Genomic DNA, 22,180 nt, shown 5'->3' with positions numbered 1-22,180 from the left:
TGATCCCGCGGTCAGCTTGGCTGATCCGCCTCACGTGCCAAGGGCAGCGACATCCTGGTTTTCCTCGGCATCGCTGCCAGGAATGAAGGCATGGAAGGCCGCCAACGCGGCGGCGCGGTAGATATCCCGTTCCTGAAAGATTTCGTGGCGGGCGCCGTTGATCGGCACCAGCTGACCGGCGCGGAAATAGCGCGAGAGCCGCTCCTGCGCGGTATAGGGCACGACGCCGTCACGCGTCGGGGCGATGACGATGGTCGGGATGGTGATCGAAAAGAGATGGTTGGGGGAGGTGACCCGATCCATGGTGCGGAACGCCTCGGTGAGCCAACGGGCCGTCGGCGGACCGAGCGTCAGCTCCGGATGCGCCTTCATCATCGCGACATTGCGCTCGAAGCGGAGTTCGTCCGAGGTCAGCGGATTGTCGCTGAAATCAGGCTCCTTCAATTTCGAGGTCAATGGCAGGAAACCAAGGCCGAGAGCAGTCAGGGTCCCGGCAAGGGCGCGGATGACACGCGGCGAGGCTGCCTGGCCGGTCAGGCCGATGAAGGGAGCAGACAGTACCATGCGGTCGATGCGGGTGGTCAGATAGGGGGCGGCCGACAGCGCGATCAGCCCACCGGTGGAATGGGCAAGCAGGTAAAAAGGCAGGCGCGTATCCGGCAGCACCACCTTTTCGAGGAAGATGTCGAGATCGCGCTCGTAATCGGCAAAGCGGCGGATGTGACCGTGATTGCGGCGCTTCATCAGTCGCGACGAACCGCCCTGGCCGCGCAGATCGAAGGTGGCGACCCAGAGGCCTTTCGCGGTCAGGTCGCGGATCGTCTCGAAGTATTTCTCGATATATTCGTTGCGGCCATGGAGAATGACCACCGTGCCCTTGGCGACCGGAGCGCCGGAGCGGAAGACGGCGTAACGCAGCCGGTGGCCGTCATGGGTTTCAAAATACCCTTCCGTGCGGTTTTCCGGGGCGGGGTTGTCGGGCGTCGAATAGAGAACCTGATCCATGACTTTGCCACTGCGCCGCTGCTGACTGCTTCGCTATCAGGGATAGCGCATGGCTCCCGGCTTGGAAAGCGGCGGCCTCCGCGAAGCGGCGGGGAAAAGGGCCGGCAGGAGCATGAGGGTGCCCGCAGCCGGCCTAAGTTGAGGCTGAAGAAGAAGGGACGATGCACTTCAGCCGTCGGGACCAGATTTACCCGACGCTGCGATCTCTAGGCGCATGTGTCTGAATGCGTTCCGAACCAGCCGTTCATGCGGGGTTCACGGGGCCGTTCAAGGCGATTTCGAAAAGGTCTTGAACTCCGCAAATCCCATCACCATCTCCTTGCTGCGGGTGCCAAGAAGGGCCCGCGCAATCGTCCCGAGGTCGCCGAACATGGGGTTTCAGGGACAATTTATCGCAACACGTCGCTTCCACAGGAGGACATCATGCGTCACGTAGACTTCTCTCCCCTTTATCGCTCGACGGTCGGTTTCGACCGGCTGTTCACCATGCTCGACAGCCTTGCCCAGCCGGAGCAGGCGCAGACCTATCCGCCCTATAATATCGAGCGCACCGGTGAAAACACCTATCGCATCACCATGGCGGTTGCTGGTTTCGACGAGACCGAACTTTCGATCGAAGCCCATGCCCATGTGCTGTCCGTGAAGGGTGAAAAGAACGAGGACACCGCCGAAGGCGGCGAATTCCTCTATCGCGGCATTGCCAAGCGCGCTTTCGAGCGCCGCTTCCAGCTCGCCGACCATGTCGAGGTGGCCGCCGCTTCGCTGAAGAACGGCCTGCTGCACATCGACCTTCTGCGCAATATTCCTGAGGCCATGAAGCCCCGCAAGATCGCGATTGCCGCAGAGCCGGTCGAGGCGCCAAAGGCCATCGAGGCGCAGGTCGTCAACAGCTGATCATCATCACTCTTGGACCGATGGACGGCGCTCCGCTTGGGGCGCCGTTTTTTATTCTCGCCCGCTTTGTTGCTGTTCAGGCCGGGCTGGCGGCGTCCTTGATCTGCTGTTCGGTTGCGCGGCGGGCCGCTGCTGCGGCGTATTTCTGGGCGATGACGGCGCAGACCATCAGCTGGATCTGGTGGAAGAGCATCAGCGGAAGCACGATCGCGCCGATCGATTGGCCGGCAAAAATGACGTTTGCCATCGGTACGCCACTTGCGAGACTTTTCTTGGAACCACAGAAGGTAATGGTGATCTCGTCGGCCTTGCCGAAGCCGAGCCAGCGGCTACCGAACATTGTGAGCACCAGTACTATCCCCAGAAGGACGGTGTCGGCGACGATGACGACGGCGATATCGGCGATCGAGAAAGTATGCCAGAGACCCTCGACGACTGCCGTCGAGAAGGCGAGGTAGACAACCATCAGGATCGAGCCGCGGTCGACGGGCATCAGAATCCTCTTTCTTGCGCGAATCCAGTCGCCGATCCAGGGCTGCAGGATTTGGCCGACGATGAAGGGGGCAAGCAGTTGCAGCAGGATCTGCTGAAGCGCGTCGAGGGAGAAGCCGCCATGGCCGCCGACGGAAAAGAGCAGGCCGACGAGCAGTGGCGTCAGAAACATGCCGAAAATATTCGAGGCGGAGGCCGAGCAGATGGCGGCCGGCACGTTGCCGCCCGCCATCGAGGTGAAGGCGATAGATGACTGCACCGTCGACGGCAGCACGCAGAGGAAGAGGATGCCGAGATAAAGCGGCTGCGGCAGGATCGTATCCGGGATGAAACCGAGCGCCAATCCAAGCAGCGGGAAGATGCCGAAGGTCGTCAGCAGGATGACGAGATGCAGGCGCCAGTGCAGCATGCCCGCTATAACGACGTCACGCGAGAGGCGAGCGCCATGGAGGAAGAACAGGGCCGCGATGGCGAGATCGGTGGCGATGCCGAAATAATCCGCGAAGGTGCCACTCGCCGGAAACAGCGAGGCGAGGATGACGGTGCAAACAAGCAAGATCGTGAATGTATCGGGCAGAAAGCGGCGCATGACGGTCTCGCGGCAAAACAAGATTGGTAATTGTTCTCTCTTCCATTATGATCCAGGATGCAAGAAATAACAGTTATCAAGAGACCGGATTTCATTGCTGGACCTTTCGCAGTTGCGCAGTTTCGTCGCCGTCGAACAGATGGGCAGTTTCACGCTAGCCGCAGAAAGGCTGGGTCTCGGGCAATCGACGGTCAGTCAGCATATTCAGCGGCTGGAGGCGACGCTCGGTCGCAAGCTTCTGGCGCGCGATACGCACAAGGTCATGCTGACCGGCGATGGCGAAGCGCTGCTGACGCATGCGCGCGCCATGCTCTCGATCGAGGGGCAGGTGCAGTCGCTGTTCAAGAGCAACAGTCTGCGCGGCAGCCTGCGGCTCGGCGTCTCGGAGGATTTCGTCACCAGCCAGCTGCCGGCGGCGCTGGAGGATTTCGTTCGGTCGCATCCGTCCGTCGACCTGGAATTGACCGTGGCGCTCTCTGGCGTCCTCTACGAGATGCAGGACAATGGCGATATCGATCTGGTGCTTGCCAAGCGCCGGCTCGGCGATGCCCGCGGAAAGCTCGTCTATCGCGAGCCGCTCGTCTGGTTGGCGCGCGATCCCGAGCGAGTGCTTGCCTCCGGGCCGCTACCGCTGATCGCCTTTCCGCCGCCGAGCGTGACAAGGGCAATCGCTCTCGAAGCGCTTGGGCGCAACGGCGTGCCGTGGCGGATCGTCTGTACCTGCGGCAGTCTCAGCGGGCTTACGGCGGCAGCGCGGGCCGGAATGGGCGTGCTGGTGCAGCCGCGCAGCATGGCTCCGTCGGGGCTGAAAGAGATCGCTGCGGGAAACCTGCCTATGCTGGAGGACGTGGAGTTCGTCTTGGTGCCGGCGCAAGGGCGCGGATGAAGCCCTTGTCGCAGCACTTTCCGACGATATTCTGCAAAAGGTGAGGGGGCTGAGGTCGGCGTGAGCCGTCATCGGCACCGGGAACCTGCCCGGCAGGTGGGCTCGGTCGATCAGGCGGCGAGGCACTTCAGGAAACCATCCACATCCGCTTCCGTCGTCGCAAAGCTCGTGACGAGGCGGATCAGGGTTTCGCTTTTGGAAACGAGTTCGGGCCTGGCCGCAGGCACAGGCCATTCGTAGAATTTTGCCCCCCTTTCCTCCGCGGTTTTGGCCGCACTCCTGCTGACGACGGCAAAGACTTCGTTTGACGCGGTCGGCCAGGCGAGCCGTGCGGCGCCGCTGGAGCCAATGCCGGCGCGCAGCCGGTCGGCCATGGCGTTGGAATGGCGGGCGAGGTCGAGCCAGAGGCCATTTTCGAAATAGGCATCGAACTGGGCCGCGATGAAACGCGACTTGGAAAAGAGCTGGGCGGCACGCTTGCGGATGAAGGGCATTTCGCGCGCCCGCTCTGGATCGAAAAAGACGATCGCCTCAGCGCACCAGCAGCCGTTCTTGGTGCCGCCGAAGGAGAGCATGTCGACGCCGCGTTTCCAGGTCATTTCGGCCGGGGTTGCGCCGAGCGCAATCAGGGCATTGGCGAAGCGGGCGCCGTCCATGTGGAGCGGCAGGTTGCGCCTTCTTGATATGGCGGCGATCTCGCCGATCTCCGGCAGGGAATAGACGGTGCCGATCTCGGTTGCCTGGGTGATGGTGACGGCGCTGGCACGGCCGTGACGGAGGGCGTCCTCGGGAAAGTTTGCGATCTTCGCCGAAAGCTTGGCGGGATCGATCTTGCCGGCCTCGCCGTCGATGGCGACAAGCCGGGCGGAGCCGGAGAAAAATTCCGGCGCGCCGCATTCATCCTCGATCACATGCGCCTCCGAATGGCAGAAGGTAATGCCACCGGGGCGCTGGACGCTTGCCAGCGACAGGGAATTGGCGGCCGTGCCGGTGGCGACGAAGAAGACGGAAACCTCACGTTCGAAGATCTCGCAGAAGCGGGCCTCGATCTTTTTGTCGAGGTCGCCGGCGCCATAGGCCGGGGCAAAACCGGCCGATTCCGCCAGCAGGCGTTCGGCAATGGATGTGTGGGCGCCGGCCCAATTGTCGGATGCAAAGAACATAGCGGAGACCGTGGGGAGTGAAACAGGTCGGGAGGTTCGCAGCGGACATTACGTCAATCCTTTACTGGATCAAGGCCATTGCCCATAATCCATCACGAAAATTGAACGGCGCAATCAATAAATAAAATTACCCAGTTTCACGTAATATTCTTTCGTGATTGCGACCGATTCGGTAATCTTCCTTCGCAAAATGACGATTTTTGGCGCAGCGCTCTTGCGAAGCCAAATCCTTTCTGGCATAGAACAGATGAATTAGGACAGTGTTGCTGTCCTATTTTGGCCTTTGCGGCCGAAGAGGCGCCAAAAGCCCTGGAACAGGCGGGCTTTCACGCTATAGTTCTTCCGAGCACCAAGCCCCAGGACGGGCGACGCGCGGAGGCGAATGGCAGGCGCGGAACGCGACGGTTTGCTTTCTCTAGAAGCAGATGTCTCGGCGATCTTCACAATGCAACAGCGCTGTCATGCGCCGAACCTATCTTCGGGTTGCGGCGCGGGACGAAGAGCCGCCCGCGGCGCGCGGGTTTCGACAGGAGGAAAGATGATGACGAAGACGCCATCCATGGAATTTGACCAGTTTGCTGCTGCCGAGATGCGCGCGACGGCCAATATGTCCAAATCAGCCTCCGGCCTGCCGAAGAAGCAGGGCCTCTACGATCCGCGCAACGAGCATGATGCCTGCGGCGTCGGATTTGTCGCGCATATGAAGGGTGAGAAGTCGCACCAGATCGTCAAGGACGGCTTGTTCATTCTTGAGAACCTGACGCACCGCGGCGCCGTCGGCGCAGATCCGCTGATGGGTGACGGCGCCGGCATCCTGGTGCAGATCCCCGACCGTTTCTTCCGCGAGGAGATGGCCGCGCAGGGGATCACCCTGCCGCCGGCCGGCGAATATGGCGTCGGTCATATCTTCATGCCGCGCGATGAAAAGCAGATCGAGCACTTCAAGAAGGTGATCAAGGACGTCATTGAAGAAGAGGGCCAGGTCCTGATCGGCTTTCGCGACGTGCCGGTTGATAATTCCTCGCTGTCCAAGGCGCCGGCAATTGCCGCCACTGAGCCGCATCACGTGCAGGTCTTCATCGGTGCCGGCGAGGATGCCGAGAACAATGACGAGTTCGAGCGCCGGCTGTTTACGCTGCGCAAGGTGATCTCCAACCGCATCTATGACGAGTTCGACGGCGAGGAGAGCAATTTCTATCCGGTGTCGCTGTCGTCGGCGACGGTGGTCTACAAGGGGATGTTCCTGGCCTATCAGGTCGGCGCCTATTATAAGGACCTGTCGGACCCCCGTTTCGAAAGCGCGGTGGCGCTGGTGCATCAGCGATTCTCGACCAACACCTTCCCGTCGTGGAAGCTTGCCCATCCCTATCGCATGGTCGCCCACAACGGCGAGATCAACACGTTGCGCGGCAACGTCAACTGGATGGCGGCGCGCCAGGCTTCGGTTTCCTCGCCGCTGTTCGGCGAAGACATTTCTAAGCTCTGGCCGATCTCCTACGAGGGGCAGTCGGACACGGCCTGCTTCGACAATGCGCTCGAATTCCTGGTGCGCGGCGGCTATTCGCTGGCGCATGCGGTGATGATGCTGATCCCGGAAGCCTGGGCCGGCAACCAGTCGATGGCAGCCGAACGCAAGGCCTTCTACGAATATCATGCCGCGCTGATGGAGCCTTGGGACGGGCCGGCTGCCGTTGCCTTCACCGACGGCAAGCAGATCGGTGCAACGCTCGACCGCAACGGCCTGCGGCCGGCGCGTTACCTCGTGACCGATGACGACCGCGTCATCATGGCTTCCGAGGCCGGGGTGCTGCCGGTTCCGCAGGAAAAGATCATCCAGAAGTGGCGCTTGCAGCCGGGCAAGATGCTGCTGATCGATATGGAAGAAGGCCGGATCATCTCCGATGACGAGGTGAAGTCGCAACTGGCCACCGCACATCCCTATCGCAGCTGGCTTGACCGGACCCAGTTGATCCTCGAAGAGCTGAAACCGGTGGAGCCGCGGGCGCTACGCCGCGACGTGTCGCTGCTCGACCGCCAGCAGGCCTTCGGATATACGCTCGAGGACACCCGCATCCTAATGTCGCCGATGGCGACGACGGGGCAGGAAGCGATCGGCTCGATGGGCACGGATACGCCGATCTCGGCGATGTCGGAAAAGCCGAAGCTGCTTTACACTTATTTCAAGCAGAATTTCGCGCAGGTGACGAACCCGCCGATCGACCCGATCCGAGAAGAACTCGTCATGAGCCTCGTCTCCTTTATCGGCCCGCGTCCGAACATTCTCGACCACGAAGGCATGGCCAACGCCAAGCGCCTCGAGGTGCGTCAGCCGATCCTGACCAATGGCGATCTCGAGAAGATTCGCTCGATCGGCCATACGGAGGACCGCTTCGATACCAAGACGCTCGACTTCACCTATGATATCGAGCGTGGCGCCGCCGGCATGCCCGAGATGCTCGACCGGCTTTGCGAACGCGCGGAAGCGGCCGTCAAGGGCGGTTACAACATCATCGTGCTCTCCGACCGGCAGATCGGCCCGGACCGGATCGCCATTCCGGCGCTGCTGGCGACGGCTGCCGTGCACCATCACCTTATCCGCAAGGGGCTTCGCACCTCGGTCGGTCTCGTCGTCGAGACCGGTGAGCCGCGCGAAGTGCATCATTTCTGCCTGCTCGCCGGCTACGGCGCCGAGGCGATCAATCCCTATCTCGCCTTCGACACGCTGCTCGATATGCATGCCAAGGGCGAATTCCCCAAGGAAGTGGACGCTTCGGAAGTCGTCTACCGCTATATCAAGGCGGTCGGCAAAGGCATCCTCAAGGTCATGTCGAAGATGGGCATCTCGACCTATCAGTCCTATTGCGGCGCGCAGATCTTCGATGCGATCGGCCTGTCGTCGGAGCTGGTCGACAAGTACTTCTTCGGCACCGCGACGATGATCGAAGGCATCGGTCTCGAAGCGATCGCCGAAGAGACCGTCGCCCGCCATAACGCCGCCTTCGGCAAAGATCCGCTGCTTGCGACGACGCTCGATATCGGCGGCGAATACGCCTACCGCATGCGCGGCGAAAGCCATGCCTGGACGCCGGATGCGGTCGCAGCTCTTCAGCATGCCGTGCGCGGCAATGCCGAGGATCGCTACCGCGAATTCGCCGAGATGGTGAACAATTCGGCGCTGCGCATGAACACGATCCGAGGCCTGTTCAATATCAAGAGCGCCGAGGCGCTCGGCCGCAAGCCGGTCTCGATCGACGAGGTCGAGCCGGCGGCCGATATCGTCAAGCGCTTCTCGACGGGAGCGATGTCCTTCGGCTCGATATCCCGCGAGGCGCATACGACGCTGGCGATCGCCATGAACCGGATCGGCGGCAAGTCGAACACCGGCGAGGGCGGTGAGGAATCCGATCGCTACATGCCGCTCTCCGACGGGTCGAGCAATCCGGAACGTTCGGCGATCAAGCAGATCGCGTCGGGCCGCTTCGGCGTCACGACCGAATATCTGGTCAATGCCGATGTGCTGCAGATCAAGGTGGCGCAGGGCGCCAAGCCCGGCGAAGGCGGCCAGCTGCCCGGTCACAAGGTCGATGCGACGGTCGCCAAGACCCGCCACTCGACGCCGGGTGTCGGCCTCATCTCGCCGCCGCCGCACCACGACATCTATTCGATCGAGGATCTGGCGCAGCTGATCTACGATCTGAAGAACGTCAACCCGACCTCCGATGTCTCGGTCAAGCTCGTCTCCGAAGTCGGCGTCGGCACGGTTGCCGCCGGCGTCGCCAAGGCGCGCGCCGACCATATCACGGTCGCCGGCTTCGACGGCGGCACCGGTGCGTCGCCGCTGACCTCGCTCAAGCATGCCGGCAGCCCGTGGGAAATCGGCCTTGCCGAAACCCAGCAGACGCTGGTGCTGAACGGCCTGCGTTCGCGTGTCGCCCTGCAGGTGGACGGCGGTCTGAAGACCGGCCGCGACGTCATCATCGGGGCATTGCTCGGCGCCGACGAGTTCGGCTTCGCCACCGCGCCGCTGATCGCGGCCGGCTGCATAATGATGCGCAAGTGCCATCTCAACACCTGTCCGGTCGGCGTGGCAACGCAGGATCCGGTGCTGCGCAAGCGCTTCAAGGGCACGCCGGAGCACGTCATCAACTACTTCTTCTTCGTCGCCAACGAAGTGCGCGAAATCCTCGCCTCGCTCGGCTTTACCCGGCTCGACGAGATCATCGGCGCTTCGGAGCTCCTGGAGAAGGACGAGATGCTGGCGCACTGGAAGGCGAAGGGTCTCGACTTCAGCCGCATCTTCCACAAGGTCGATGCCGCCAAGGAAGAGACCTTCTGGACGAGCCGGCAGCAGCACCCGATCGACGACATTCTCGACCGCGTGCTGATCGAGCAGGCGCAGCCGGCGCTGACCGACAAGACGCCCGTTGCCTTCGAGGTCGACATCAAGAACGTCGACCGTTCGGCCGGAGCGATGCTGTCCGGCGAGGTCGCCAAGCGCTTCCGCCATCGCGGGCTGAAGGAAGACACGATCAACGTGACGCTTCGCGGCACGGCGGGCCAGAGCTTCGGCGCCTTCCTGGCGCGCGGCGTTACCTTCAACCTGATCGGCGACGGCAACGACTATGTTGGCAAGGGACTTTCGGGCGGCAAGATCATCATCCGGCCGCCGGAAAACTCCAGGATCGTCGCCGAGAACTCGATCATCGTCGGCAACACCGTGCTTTACGGCGCGACCGAGGGCGAATGCTACTTCCGCGGGGTAGCGGGCGAACGTTTCGCCGTGCGCAATTCCGGTGCGATCGCGATTGTCGAAGGTGTCGGCGACCATGGCTGCGAATATATGACCGGCGGTGTCGTCGTCGTGCTCGGCGTTACGGGGCGCAATTTCGCGGCCGGCATGTCCGGCGGTGTCGCCTATGTGCTCGATGAAGCCGGCGATTTTGCCAGCCGCTGCAACATGGCGATGGTCGAACTCGAGCCGGTCCCCGAGGAAGACGACATGCTGGAGAAGCTGCATCATCACGGCGGCGATCTCATGCACAAGGGACGCGTCGACGTGTCGGGCGACATGACGCGCCATGACGAGGAGCGCCTTTACCAGCTGATCTCCAACCATCTGCACTATACGGGCTCGTCCCGTGCCAAGCAGATCCTCGATCACTGGGCCGACTACCGTCCGAAGTTCCGCAAGGTCATGCCGGTCGAATACCGCCGTGCGCTTGAGGAAATGGAGCGCAGCCGGATGGGCATCGCCGCCGAGTGATTTGCACCGGGATATTCGCCACGGGCTGATTGCAGGTGGCGAATATCGGAAACGTCTCGATGATCCGTGACGATCATGCCGACGGCCGATGGCCGTCGAGATCGCCCGGAAGTTTCAGGGGATATGTTCCAATGACGGTCAAGAGAAGCAACCCGCCCGGAATGCCGGGACTGACGACAGACAATTGGCCGCGGATGAGGCGGTCATGAGGGTAAGGGACGAAGAGATGGGTAAGGTAACAGGGTTTCTGGAAATCGACCGGCAGGTGGCGAAGTACCAGCCGGCGTCGGATCGTATCCGCCATTTCCGCGAATTCACGATCCCGATGTCGGATCCGGAAGTGCAGAAACAGGCCGCGCGCTGCATGGACTGTGGCATTCCCTATTGCCATGGTCCCACCGGCTGCCCGGTGCACAACCAGATTCCTGACTGGAACGACCTCGTCTACAACAACAACTGGGAAGCGGCGATCCAGAACCTGCATTCGACCAATAACTTCCCGGAGTTCACCGGCCGCGTCTGCCCGGCGCCTTGCGAGGAAGCCTGCACGCTGAACCTCGAAGATGCGCCTGTTGCCATCAAGACGGTCGAACAGGCGATTGCCGATAAGGCCTATGAGCTCGGCTTCATCCGGCCGCAGCCGGCGACCGTCCATACCGGCAAGAAGGTCGCCGTCATCGGTTCCGGTCCTGCCGGCATGGCGGCTGCCCAGCAGCTCGGCCGCGCCGGCCACGAGGTGCATGTCTATGAGCGTGAGACCAAGCCGGGCGGCCTGCTGCGCTACGGCATTCCCGATTTCAAGATGGAGAAGAACTTCATCGACCGCCGCGTCGAGCAGATGAAGGGCGAGGGCGTCGCCTTCCATTGCGGCGTCAATGTCGGCGTCGACGTCAAGGTCGAGCAGCTGCTCGCCGATCACGACGCCGTTCTTTACTGCGGCGGCTCGGAGACGCCGCGCGAGGCGGGCATTCCGGGCATTGACCTTGCCGGCGTGCATGATGCCATGCCCTATCTGGTGCAGCAGAACCGCCGCGTCGGGCGCGAGAACATCGACAGCGTCGGCTGGCCGTCGGATCCGATCCTTGCCGGCGCCAAGCATGTCGTCGTCGTCGGTGGCGGCGATACGGCATCGGACTGTGTTGGCACGGCGTTCCGCCAGGGCGCCGTGAAGGTCACCCAGCTCGACATCCGGCCGCAGCCGCCGGAGAAGGAAGACAAGCTCGCTGTCTGGCCTTTCTGGGCGACAAAGATGCGCACCTCCTCTTCGCAGGCCGAGGGCGCCGTGCGCGAATTCCAGGTGGCGACGCTCGAATTCATCGGCGAAGACGGCGTGCTGACCGGCGTCAAATGCTGTGAGGTCGATGAGCGCCGGCGGCCGGTTGCGGGTACGGAATTCGTCATCCGCGCCGATCTCGCCTTCATCGCCATCGGTTTCCGCGGCCCGTTCACGACAAGCGTGCTGAAGGAGCTCGAGGGCAAGCTGACGCTCAACACCGATAAGCGCGGCTCGACCAACGTCGTCGCCAACGACCGGGATTACAAGACCTCGATCGACAGGCTCTGGACGGCTGGCGACGTGCGCCGCGGCCAATCGCTGGTGGTCTGGGCGATCCGCGAAGGCCGCCAGGCTGCTCGCGCCATCGACGAGGCTTTGATGGGCTCGAGCGTGCTGCCGAACTGACGGTCGGCTCGCGCAGGCTCAGGAAGAGACGAACTCCGCCTGTGAACTGCTCCCCGAAGGTTGTTGTCCAACCTTCGGGGAGCTGTTTACAGGCAGAGTTTTTTTATGGAGCGCGCGTCCAGAAGGGCGCTTACTGCCGGTGCGACCGCTTGACGCGCCGGTCTTCCCCGCAAGCCTCGAGCAATGCCGGCGCCTGAAGGTTGCGGCGGACGCGGGCTCAGGAGGAGCCGGCGGCGACCGGAGCGGAGGTACCCCGCCGTTTCGGCCAGGACATTTCACCATCGGCCGCGGCGCCAGGGACATTGACTGCCGCGAACGATCGACAAGGATTTTTAAAATGGTTTCCGCGCTTGACAGCACACGGATGGTTTCGGCCCAATATGCCCTGAAGAACCTCCGCAATTCCCAAGACGAGTCGCAGGATCCGCAAAGTTCGTCAGTGGCCAGTATCCTGAGCAGCTACGGGCTCGATTCGAGCTCCGCATCGCTTCTTTCCAATCAGGCGCTGTCGGGCCTGCTCGACACGCTTTCATCGCAAAGCGACACGACTGAAGAGACCGATGCGACGGGCGACAGGGCGGATATCACCAGCGCCTCCTTCATGTCGATGCTGAAGCAGCAGCTGCAGGAAGCCGCCGCCGCGGAAGGCGAGAGCGGCAAGGCTCATGATTTGCTGGCTGCGCTGGAAGCAGGCACGCTCACCATCTCCGATCCGACGCAAGGTGTGTCGGTCGTCGCCTGGGACGTCGACGATCCCGATGAGGCAGACACGGAAAGCAAGGCCGGCAAGGCGATCGACGTGAGCGGCTGGAGCGAATTCCTGAACGCACATCTGGAGCGTGGTTCCGACGGCACCTTCGTCAAGGAAAACGGCAGCTATGTCGACCAGACGACGGACAGCAATGCCTTCTTCGGCCTGGTGGGTTCGAACTATTATTATCTGAGCTGGCCGCAGGCGGCGGCAAAGTGAAGGCTATGAAGGCCGGCTGGAACAGGAGCATGATGTGGTCCGAAGCCGCCCGACACGTTTCGGCATCATGCGCGTGCGGCCTTTCTCATTTCACCGAGACTTCGGCCGGCGTCTTGGCCGCCGGCATGCGATAATCGTCGACGCGCCCGACAGGGGCCGGCGTCATCTCACCCTGTTCGACGAGGAGATCGCGCGGCGATTTCGTCAGCGTCACCGGCGGCGGCCTTGCGCCGAGAAGCTCGGTGCCGCCGTCGAGATTGGGATCGGAGAGACTGATCGGCACGGTGTGTTCGACCGGATTGGTGGGAAGGCCGAGACCGGGCAGGGCACTTTCGTCCAGCCGCACCAGATCCGGGCTTGCCTGGGTGCCGAGAATGCGGCGCGCCGGCTTTTCCACATAGAAGGCAAGTTTGCGACGGCCAGCCTGCGTGAGGTTGATGCCGTCGGAGGTGCGCAGGCGCACCTGCTGGCCGTTCACATCCGAACCGGTGACGATGAAGTTGCTGTTTTCGTCGACGAAGCCATCCCAGATATCGACGAATTCGCCGCCGATGCTTTCGACCTGGTTGCGATAGAGCTGGTTCATCTGAGCGGCGTCGGCCGTCATCTGGTCGGATTCGAAGGCGGGCAGCCCGACCCAGAGCAGCGGGATCTTCCGGTCGGTGACCTCCTTGCCGAAGGAAAGAACACGGCGGCGATATTCGGCAAGCCAGCCGTCGGTGCGGAATCTTTCCTTGGCGGTGTCAGTCACCATCTGCTGGCGGTCGTTGGCGCCGATCATGACGACGACGATGACCGGCTTCAGCTCGTCGATCATCTTCGGCAGCTGTTCCGGCCAGTCGTAATAATCGTCGCGGACAAGGCCTGAGGAGACGTTGCCGCGGGCCTCGACGACGACGCCGGGTGAAGTCTCGAAGGCGGCAGTCAGGCCGTCGCCGAGGCCGCTGGCGAGGAAATCGCCGACAATCAGAATCTTCTTGGCGTCGCCGAGCTTCTGCACGACCGGCTCTTCCTGGACCGGCGGCCGCACCGGCGGCGCGGTGCGGGTATTGATCACCGCCTTCTGCGGCGGCGGGCGCTTGCGCTGCTGCTGGCGTCTCGGCTGCGGGGCATCAGGGACCTGCGGACTCTCATCGAGATAGCGCCGACCAAGAAGGATATCGAGGATCGACCGGCGCTGATAGCGCTGCTCTTGGGCTTCGGCGACATTCACCGGCGCAAGCGCGCCGATGCATAGCGAAGCTGCCGTCAAGGCGAGCACCAGCCAACGGATTGGGGGTCGATCAATTTTCTTCATCATGGGCAGTTCCGCATCTGCCGGCATCTTGCATGCAGGGTGGCTCAGCGTCCACTCCCGCTATTCATGTAGGTCACGGTTCAACGGCTTCCAATCGGCGCTTGCTTTTCGGCATGAGCTATCGGCGAAGGGCGTTCAGAAGCGGCAGCGACGGCTCGCCGTCCGGCTGCATGCCGATGCGCTCCTGCACCGCCGATATCGCCGCTTTCGAACCCGAGCCGAAATTGCCGTCGACCTCGCCATTGTAATAGCCGAGGGTCTTGAGGCGGGTCTGCAGCTCGAATTTCTCGGTGATATCAAGGGCGCCATCCGGGCGCGGCCAGCGCTGCTGCATGCCGCCGTAACCGGCGATCTGATCGGCCAGCAGGCCGACGGCAAGCGCGTAGCTGTCCGAGGCGTTGTAGTTCTTGATGGTGAAGAAGTTGGCGGTCATCAGGAAGCCCGGGCCGCTCGGCCCGGCCGGCATCTTCAGCACCGCCTTGGCGCCGCCCTCGCGGAAGCCCTTGCCGCTCGGGCGCTTCAGGCCGAGCTCCGCCCATTGGGCGAGCGTATGGGTCTTGCCCACCTGTTTGGCGGCGGCGGCGGGAACGACGACCTCGTAGCCCCAGGTCTTGCCGGTATCCCAGCCGTTCTTCATCAAGAGATTGGCCGAGGTTGCCAGCGCATCCGGCACCGAATTCCAGATGTCGCGATGGCCGTTGCCGTCGGCGTCGACGGCGTAAAGCAGATAGCTCGTCGGGATGAACTGCGTGTGGCCCATGGCGCCTGCCCAGGAGCCGGTCATGTCGCGTGCGGGCACGTCGCCGTTCTGCAGGATCTTCAGCGCGGCAACCAGCTGCTTCTTGGCGAATTTGGCGCGGCTCGGATCGGCATAGGCCAGTGTCGCCAGCGCGCGCGGCACGTAGTGCAGCCTGTCATCCTTGTCGAGAATCGCTCCGTAATTGGATTCCATCGACCATATGGCGAGCAGAATGGTCTTGTCGACGCCGAAGCGCTGCTCGATCGCGTTAAGCGTCCGGGCATGCTTGACGGCCATCTCGCGGCCGATCTTGACCGTATAAGGATTGACGCGCGAATCGATGTAGTCCCAGACTTTCGAGGCAAATTCCGGCTGATTGGCGGCTTTTTCGAGCACCGTCGGGTCGGGCTCGCTTACCCCCGAAAAAGCCTTTTGGTAGGTTGCCTTACTGATGCCACTCTGTGCGGCTGTTTGGTAAAAATCCGCGATCCATTTCTGGAACCGGGAATCGGCTTTCGCGTTGTCGGGGACCAGGCCCACCTGGGCGGCGACAACGAGGGCGAGAGCAAGACCACGAAGGGAGTTTTTGTGATTCTGGATCATCGACAGTCGTATCCGTCATCTTCAGTTTTCGGTACAGCAGAGGCGTCATGTCCGCCCAGACCCGAGACTACAGGAACGGAGTCAACAAATTCTTTACCATGGCGGTGCGCTCCGGTCACCATTGCAAAACAGTAGCAATTCTATACTAGGTAGAGCGAAAGGGCTCTATTCCAAAGCGATATGGCGAAGCAGGAGGCCGGTGTGGCTCAGCACAACAAAGTTCGTAAAGCAGTATTTCCGGTGGCCGGGTTGGGGACGCGATTCCTGCCGGCGACAAAGGCTGTTCCGAAGGAAATGTTGACCGTCGTCGACAAGCCGATCATTCAATATGTCGTCGATGAGGCGATCGAGGCCGGGATCGAACATCTCGTTTTCGTCACCGGGCGCAACAAGCACGTCATCGAAGATTATTTCGACATTCATTTCGAGCTGGAGCAGACGCTGCGCGAGCGCGCGAAGAAGGCGGAAATCACCCTTCTCGCCCAGCAATTGCCGAAGGCCGGCACGGTGAGCTTCACCCGCCAGCAGGAGCCGCTCGGCCTCGGTCATGCGGTCTGGTGCGCCCGCGAAATCGTCGGTGACGAACCTTTCGCTCTGCTATTGCCCGACATGATCATGAAGGGCGACAAGGGCTGCATGAAGGGGATGATCGACCTTTACGGCCAGAGCGGCGGCAATATCATCGCCGTTGAGGAATGCGCGCCCGACCAGGCGCATAAATACGGCATCGTCGGCGTTGGCGAGGCGATCGGCGAGGGCTTCCGAATCACCGGCATGGTGGAAAAGCCCGTCAAGGGAACGGCGCCTTCCAACTTCTTCATCAACGGCCGTTACATCCTGCAGCCGGAGATATTCCGGATCCTCGAAACCCAGGAGCGCGGCGCCGGCAACGAGATCCAGCTCACCGACGGCATGCTGAAGCTCTTGAAGGAACAGGATTTCGCCGGTTACCATTTCCGCGGCACGACCTATGACTGCGGCGCCAAGGACGGCTTCATCCTGGCGAACGTCGCCTACGCCCTCGAACGTGCTGACATCCGTCCATCCGTCGAAGGCGGCTTCAAGGAATTACTTGCCGGCCTGAGGTAAGGTTCCGTCCAATCTATCAGTGAGCAGCGCCGCGCCTCCCATCGGATGCGCGGCGTTTATCTTTTCAGCTTCAGGCCGACGCCGGCGCGGAATTGCTGCGAGTCGTCGCCGTCCTTGCGCGTCGTCAGCTCGTAGCCGAGCGTGCTGGTCAGATCGAGATAACGGTTGATGTTCCAGGTCAGCCCGGTCGCCGCGGTATAGACGAGCTCGTCGTTGATGGTGCTGTCAGTGGGATAATCGCGCCATATGACGCCACCGATCATCGTGCCCACCAGATTGTCGCGCAGCTGGTGGGTGACCGTCGTGGTCAAGGCGTGCGAGACGTAGCCGCTCTCGCCCGCCGTCGTCGAGGGCTGGATGCTCGTCTCCAGGTCGAAATTGACGTCGGTGCCGCGGATCGGCGACCAGAGCAGGCTCGCATCGAGTGTCGCGGTATCGATCGAAGACAGACGGCCGTCTTCAAAGTCGGCCATCGCGTAGCCGGCACCGACCTCACCCTTGAGTTTTTCGCCGAGATCGACTTCGACGCCGGCCTTGGCGCCATAGCTGTGGCCCGAACGTTCGTAACCGGCGGAGTCGCGCGTTTCGTCATAGATCGTGCGGCCGATCGTGGCCTCGATGAAGGGGATGAGCGCGGGTGACAGCTCGTAGCCGACGCGGCCGCGCAACGTGCCTGTCGTCTGATTGCGATCGCTGAGCGTGACGGTTGCGCCGCTTGCCAGCGTCGCGTCGGAATAGATCGAACGGGTGAGCGCCAGCGCCGTCGTGCCGCGCAGGATGCCGAAATCGCGTTGGACGGAGGCGCCGGCCGAAAACTCCTGCACATCGGATTGCTGCGTCGCATTGGCGATCGCGTCGGGGTCGTCCGTATCTTCGCGGTAGAAATTATACCCGGCGGTGAGGTGGGCGACCGTATCCTGGGGGAGATCCAGCCTGAGGTCGCCGTTGATCTTGAAGGACGGCTGCTCCTCGCCTTCGCCGCTGATATTCTTCTGCCAGGCGCCTTCCGAGGTGACGCTCAACTGGTGGCGACCCCAGTCGGAGGTCAGCGTCGCCGCCGCATCGGTCTCGAGGAAGGCGCGCCGCTGCCTGGTGTCGCCATCCTTGGTGGTCTCGGTGTTGATGCTCTGGGTGACGCTCGGACGGAGCACGAAGGTGCCAAGCGGAATGCCCGGCGTTTCCGCGGTCGAGGCGCTTTCGGCGGCCCGGCGCCCCGGCAGAGTCTCATCGACCCGCGCTTCACGGGTGTTTAGCCGGCGCATGTCCTCGTCGAGGATGGAGCCGGTAATCTCGTCTCCGGGTTGCGCGTCGGCTATGGCGGGCCGCTGCTGGGTTTCATCCACAGTCGCGGCCGTGCCGTTTGCCGCAGGTGTGGTGGAGACATCGGTTTCGTCATCGAAACCGGCGGCTGCATTGTTTGTGGTGCGGTTGTTCGTCGTGCTCGCCTGTTGCTGGGAGGCGGACTGCGCGAAGGCGGGGGGCTGGCCGAGAAGCAGGCAGCCGAATGCAGCAAAAGAGACGGCACGGCTTATGGCGCGGAGCGGCGTCACACTGCTCGTCTGATTTGGGTGGCCCATGCAATTCGCGCCTGACATGCTTCGCTTCTTACCCAAAGGTAAAGCCTTGTGGTTAATCATTCGTTGCCGTCGGCGGGCGCCATTCACAATTCGGAAAGATGCCGGGGTGGACTTGGAAAGTGAAAAGGTCTAACGCAAGTCCATGAACAGAAGAGCGATAAAACTGGTCGAAAACAGCGTGCTCGAATCGGCAAAACGCACGATTGCAATCGAAAGACGCGGTCTTGAAGCGCTCGAACAGGCGTTGGACAATGGATTGGCCGGCCCGTTCACCCGCGCGATCGAAGTCATCGGCGATATCTCCGGCCGGGTGATCGTCACCGGCGTCGGCAAGAGCGGCCATATCGGCGCCAAGCTGGCGGCGACTTTCGCGTCGACCGGGACGCCCGCCTTCTTCGTGCATGCGGCCGAAGCCAATCACGGTGATCTCGGTATGATCGCGCGCGACGATGTCGTGCTGGCGATTTCCAAGGGCGGCGAGAGCGCCGAGCTCAAGAGCATCATTTCCTACACGCGGCGCTTTTCCATACCGCTGATCGCGCTCACCTGTGGCAAAAGCTCGTCGCTTGCCACCGCAGCCGATATCGTGCTTCTGGTGCCGAACGAGCAGGAAGCCTGCCCCAACGGGCTGGCGCCGACGACCTCGACCCTGATGCAGCTTGCGCTTGGCGATGCCTTGGCGGTGGCGCTCCTGGAGGCGCGCGGCTTTACCGCCACCGATTTCCATGTCTTCCATCCCGGCGGCAAGCTCGGCGCCAGCCTGACGCATGTCGTCGACATCATGCATACCGGTGAGCGGTTGCCGCTCGTCGCCAAGGGCACGCCAATGCCGGAGGCGATCACCGTGCTGTCGCGCAAGCATTTCGGTTGCGTCGGCGTGCTCGACGAGGACGGACGGCTCTGCGGCATCGTCACCGAGGGCGATATGGCGCGCAACCTGACCCGCAATCTCGCCGAACTTGCCGTCGACGACATCATGACGAGGACGCCGAAGACGGTGAAGCCGACGATGCTGGCGACTGCTGCCCTCGCGCTGCTCAATCAGCACAGCATCGGCGCGCTGATCGTCATCGACGACGACAGACGGCCGCTCGGACTGGTGCATTTCCACGACCTGCTGCGGATCGGCGTCGCCTGATCAGCACTGTTTGACTAGACGGGTTCGACCTTGAGGTCGCGGCCGTTGCTCGCAACCACCTTGACCTGCGTGCCCACGGGCAGATCAGGCCCCATAACCTGCCACAGCGTATCATCGAGACGGATGCGGCCGCGGCCTTCGCGGATCGGCTCGTGCAGCGTCGCGGTACGGCCGACGAGGCTTGCGCCGCGTTGATTGAGGAAGGGCTCGTCAGTGGCGGCATTGCGCAGCATCAGCCGACGGCCGGCTAAGGTCGTGGCGACAGCAAGCAGGGCAAATAGGATCGCCTGCAACTCCCAGAGCCAGAAGGCGCTGTCCCAGAAGAGCAGTGACAGTGCGCCGACTATCAAGGCGGCGAGGCCGATCCACACGAGGAAGAAGCCCGGCACGATCATTTCCGCGGCGAGCAGAACCAGGCCAACAACCCACCAGCTCCACGGACCGAGTTCGGCGATGATCTTCGCCAGCATGGCTCAGCGCTCCGGATCGGGGTTGAAGGGGTTGGGGTTCGGCGGATTGATCGGCGGCGTCGAGCGGACCGGCGCGGGGCGCGGACGCGGCGGCGGAGGCGGCGGGTTGCCGGTGTCGCCAAATACCTCGCGGGCAATGGCGCCGATGCCGCCGAGGGAGCTGAGGATAGACGAGGCTTCCATCGGCATCAGCACGATCTTGGAGTTGGGCGCCGAGCCGACCGAGGCGAGCGCCTCGGTGTATTTCTGCGCGACGAAATAGTTGATCGCCTGCACGTCGCCGGCGGCAATCGCCTCGGAGACCATCCTCGTCGCCTTGGCTTCGGCCTCGGCAAGGCGCTCGCGGGCTTCGGCGTTGCGGAAGGCGGCTTCGCGCTGGCCCTCGGCCTGCAGGATGGCGGATTGCTTGGCGCCCTCGGCTCTCAGGATCTGGGCATTGCGCGCGCCTTCGGCTTCCAACACCTGCGCGCGCTTTTCACGCTCGGCCTTCATCTGGCGGGCCATGGCATCGACGAGGTCACGCGGCGGCTGAATGTCCTTGATTTCAACGCGGGTGACCTTGATGCCCCAGGGTTGCACGGCCTCGTCGACGACGCGCAGCAGCCGGTCGTTGATCGCATCGCGGTTGGAAAGCAGTTCGTCGAGGTCCATCGAGCCCATGACCGAGCGGATATTGGTCATTGTGAGGTTGAGGATGGCGTTTTCGAGGTTGGAGACCTGATAGGCGGACTGGGCTGCGTTCAGCACCTGATAAAAGGCGACGGCATCGGCCGAAACCGAGGCGTTATCCTTGGTGATCACTTCCTGAGTCGGCACGTTCAGCACCTGCTCCATCACGTTCAACCGGGCGCCGACGCGCTCGATGAATGGGGTGATGAGGTTGAGGCCCGGCTCCAGCGTGCGGGTATAACGGCCGAAGCGCTCGATGGTGTAGCGGTAGCCCTGCGGCACCGTCTTGATCCCGGCAAAGAGGACCAGGATGACGAAGATGACCAGCACGATCACGACGACATCGAAACCGCCCAACAGCATGAAAAAACCCTCCCATCGGCGCATGCGCCCACACACTGATGTGGGGAATTAGCATGTTCTTTGCGAGGAAGAAATGCCACGCGGATGCCACACCTCCACCCCTAGGTGAAAAGCAGGTTCCCTCTCGTCGAGATCGGTGGGCTGCCGCCGGTTATGCCTACGGTGCTGCTTTTCCTCACGCCCAGCCCTGCAATTCGCGGCGGACGACCTTTTCCAGCACTTTCATGCCGTCTTCACTGTCGTTGAGGCAGGGGATATGCGCAAACTTCTCGCCGCCGTTTTCATGGAAGGAGTGCGCGGCCTGTTCGGCGATCTCCTCCAGCGTTTCCAGACAGTCGGAGACGAAGCCGGGGTTGATGACGGCGACGCGCTTGACGCCGTCGCAGGCGAGTTTCTCCACCGTCTTGTCCGTATAAGGTTGCAGCCATTCCTCCGGCCCGAAGCGGGACTGAAAGGTGACCATGAAGTTTTCCTGCTTGAGGCCCAGGCGCTCGCGCAGCAGCCGGCCGGTCTTCTGGCACTGACAGTAATAGGGGTCGCCCTGCTTGAAATAGGACATCGGAATGCCGTGGAAGGAGGCGATCAGCATGTCCGGCTTCCAGTCGAGCGACGAAAGATGGGTTTCGACGGATCGGGCGAGTGCGTCGATGTAGGTTTCGTCGTCATGATAGTCGGGCACGGTGCGCAGCGCCGGCTGCCAGCGCATCGAAAGCAGCTTATGGAACGCCTTGTCGTTGACGGTCGCGGTCGTCGCCGCGGCATATTGCGGATAAAGCGGGAAGAGCACAATACGATCGCAGCCTTCTTGCTTCAGCACCTCGATACGCGAGCCGATCGACGGCGTGCCGTAACGCATCGCCCAGTCGACCTTGACGTTATCAAGATCCTTCAGCCGCTCGGCCATCAGTTCCGACTGATTGCGGGTATAAGTACGCAGAAAACTTTCGTTCTTCTCCTTGTTCCAGATCAGTTCGTAGGCCTTGCCGACCTTCTGTGGGCGCGTGTTGAGTACGATGCCGAACAGGATCGGATACCACTTCCAGCGCGACCATTCGATGACGCGGCGATCGGTCAGGAACTCCCTGAGATAGCGGCGCATCGAGGTGTAGTCGGTTCCGTCGGGCGTGCCGAGATTTACCAGCAGGACGCCGATGTTGCCTGACTTGACGGCCGGATGATGCACCGGACGGAGTGAAATATCTGCTGTCATTCTGGTTCCAACACTCGTTGTCTCGTCGGCTCATACGCAACGCCGAGATCATGGTTCACCCTATAGAAAGAAAAACCGGCCC

15 protein-coding genes and 1 pseudogene are annotated in these 22,180 nt (G+C 62.3%); 7 read left to right on the top strand and 9 right to left on the bottom strand.

Going from position 1 to position 22,180, the window contains the following annotated elements:
- Positions 1–30: 30 nt before the first annotated feature.
- The gene (locus J2J99_RS18930) at positions 31–1,005 is read right to left on the bottom strand and encodes an alpha/beta fold hydrolase (RefSeq protein ID WP_168298150.1); all 975 of its coding nucleotides are present in this window, start codon (positions 1,003–1,005) and stop codon (positions 31–33) included.
- A gap of 423 nt (positions 1,006–1,428) precedes the next feature.
- Between J2J99_RS18930 and J2J99_RS18925 the strand changes: the two genes are divergently transcribed.
- The gene (locus tag J2J99_RS18925) at positions 1,429–1,899 is read left to right on the top strand and encodes an Hsp20 family protein (protein WP_168298148.1); all 471 of its coding nucleotides are present in this window, start codon (positions 1,429–1,431) and stop codon (positions 1,897–1,899) included.
- Positions 1,900–1,975: 76 nt separating this feature from the next.
- Here the strand turns inward: J2J99_RS18925 and J2J99_RS18920 are convergent, their stop codons facing one another.
- Positions 1,976–2,980 carry a bile acid:sodium symporter family protein gene (locus J2J99_RS18920; RefSeq protein ID WP_168298146.1) on the bottom strand — a complete coding sequence of 335 codons (1,005 nt, stop codon included), beginning with the start codon at positions 2,978–2,980 and terminating at the stop codon, positions 1,976–1,978.
- A 94-nt stretch (positions 2,981–3,074) separates the two neighbouring features.
- Between J2J99_RS18920 and J2J99_RS18915 the strand changes: the two are divergent.
- Positions 3,075–3,930, top strand: a pseudogene (locus tag J2J99_RS18915) (LysR substrate-binding domain-containing protein).
- Positions 3,931–3,976: 46 nt separating this feature from the next.
- On the opposite strand, the gene J2J99_RS18910 reads toward J2J99_RS18915, so the two are convergent.
- The gene (locus J2J99_RS18910) at positions 3,977–5,029 is read right to left on the bottom strand and encodes a threonine aldolase family protein (protein ID WP_168298144.1); all 1,053 of its coding nucleotides are present in this window, start codon (positions 5,027–5,029) and stop codon (positions 3,977–3,979) included.
- Positions 5,030–5,567: 538 nt separating this feature from the next.
- Between J2J99_RS18910 and gltB the strand changes: the two genes are divergently transcribed.
- The 3 genes from gltB to J2J99_RS18895 all read left to right on the top strand — a co-directional run bounded on the left by gltB (position 5,568) and on the right by J2J99_RS18895 (position 12,943).
- Positions 5,568–10,292 (top strand): glutamate synthase large subunit, encoded by a 4,725-nt coding sequence (gene gltB / locus J2J99_RS18905; protein WP_205918993.1) that lies wholly within the window; start codon positions 5,568–5,570, stop codon positions 10,290–10,292.
- Between the two features lie 226 nt (positions 10,293–10,518).
- Positions 10,519–11,973: a glutamate synthase subunit beta gene (locus J2J99_RS18900; protein ID WP_168298296.1), complete on the top strand. Its 1,455-nt coding sequence runs from the start codon at positions 10,519–10,521 to the stop codon at positions 11,971–11,973.
- A gap of 337 nt (positions 11,974–12,310) precedes the next feature.
- Positions 12,311–12,943 carry a hypothetical protein gene (locus J2J99_RS18895; RefSeq protein WP_168298142.1) on the top strand — a complete coding sequence of 211 codons (633 nt, stop codon included), beginning with the start codon at positions 12,311–12,313 and terminating at the stop codon, positions 12,941–12,943.
- Positions 12,944–13,028: 85 nt separating this feature from the next.
- On the opposite strand, the gene J2J99_RS18890 is transcribed toward J2J99_RS18895, so the two are convergent.
- Together J2J99_RS18890 and J2J99_RS18885 are read right to left on the bottom strand one after the other, a co-directional pair.
- Entirely contained in the window at positions 13,029–14,267 is a 1,239-nt protein-coding gene (locus J2J99_RS18890) for an SGNH/GDSL hydrolase family protein (RefSeq protein ID WP_168298140.1), read from the bottom strand.
- 91 nt (positions 14,268–14,358) lie between these two features.
- Positions 14,359–15,582, bottom strand: a complete 1,224-nt coding sequence (locus J2J99_RS18885; RefSeq protein WP_168298138.1) for a lytic murein transglycosylase — start codon at positions 15,580–15,582, stop codon at positions 14,359–14,361.
- A 201-nt stretch (positions 15,583–15,783) separates the two neighbouring features.
- On the opposite strand from J2J99_RS18885, the gene galU reads away from it, so the two are divergent.
- On the top strand, positions 15,784–16,671 hold the full coding sequence (gene galU, locus J2J99_RS18880) for a UTP--glucose-1-phosphate uridylyltransferase GalU (protein ID WP_168298136.1): 888 nt from the start codon (positions 15,784–15,786) through the stop codon (positions 16,669–16,671).
- Positions 16,672–16,727: 56 nt separating this feature from the next.
- On the opposite strand, the gene J2J99_RS18875 is transcribed toward galU, so the two are convergent.
- Entirely contained in the window at positions 16,728–18,248 is a 1,521-nt protein-coding gene (locus J2J99_RS18875; protein WP_168298134.1) for an outer membrane beta-barrel protein, read from the bottom strand.
- A 142-nt stretch (positions 18,249–18,390) separates the two neighbouring features.
- Between J2J99_RS18875 and J2J99_RS18870 the strand changes: the two genes are divergently transcribed.
- Complete coding sequence (locus J2J99_RS18870; RefSeq protein ID WP_168298132.1) at positions 18,391–19,386, top strand: KpsF/GutQ family sugar-phosphate isomerase; 996 nt, start codon at positions 18,391–18,393, stop codon at positions 19,384–19,386.
- 14 nt (positions 19,387–19,400) lie between these two features.
- Here the strand turns inward: J2J99_RS18870 and J2J99_RS18865 are convergent, their stop codons facing one another.
- The 3 genes from J2J99_RS18865 to hemH all read right to left on the bottom strand — a co-directional run bounded on the left by J2J99_RS18865 (position 19,401) and on the right by hemH (position 22,098).
- Positions 19,401–19,856: an NfeD family protein gene (locus tag J2J99_RS18865; RefSeq protein ID WP_168298130.1), complete on the bottom strand. Its 456-nt coding sequence runs from the start codon at positions 19,854–19,856 to the stop codon at positions 19,401–19,403.
- Positions 19,857–19,859: 3 nt separating this feature from the next.
- On the bottom strand, positions 19,860–20,888 hold the full coding sequence (locus tag J2J99_RS18860) for an SPFH domain-containing protein (protein ID WP_168298128.1): 1,029 nt from the start codon (positions 20,886–20,888) through the stop codon (positions 19,860–19,862).
- 175 nt (positions 20,889–21,063) lie between these two features.
- The gene (gene hemH / locus J2J99_RS18855) at positions 21,064–22,098 is read right to left on the bottom strand and encodes a ferrochelatase (RefSeq protein ID WP_168298126.1); all 1,035 of its coding nucleotides are present in this window, start codon (positions 22,096–22,098) and stop codon (positions 21,064–21,066) included.
- Positions 22,099–22,180 lie beyond the last annotated feature (82 nt).

The organism is Rhizobium binae (assembly GCF_017357225.1).
GTDB lineage: Bacteria > Pseudomonadota > Alphaproteobacteria > Rhizobiales > Rhizobiaceae > Rhizobium > Rhizobium binae.
Note: the sequence above shows the minus strand (reverse complement) of the source record. Positions and strands in the feature narration are given on the sequence as shown.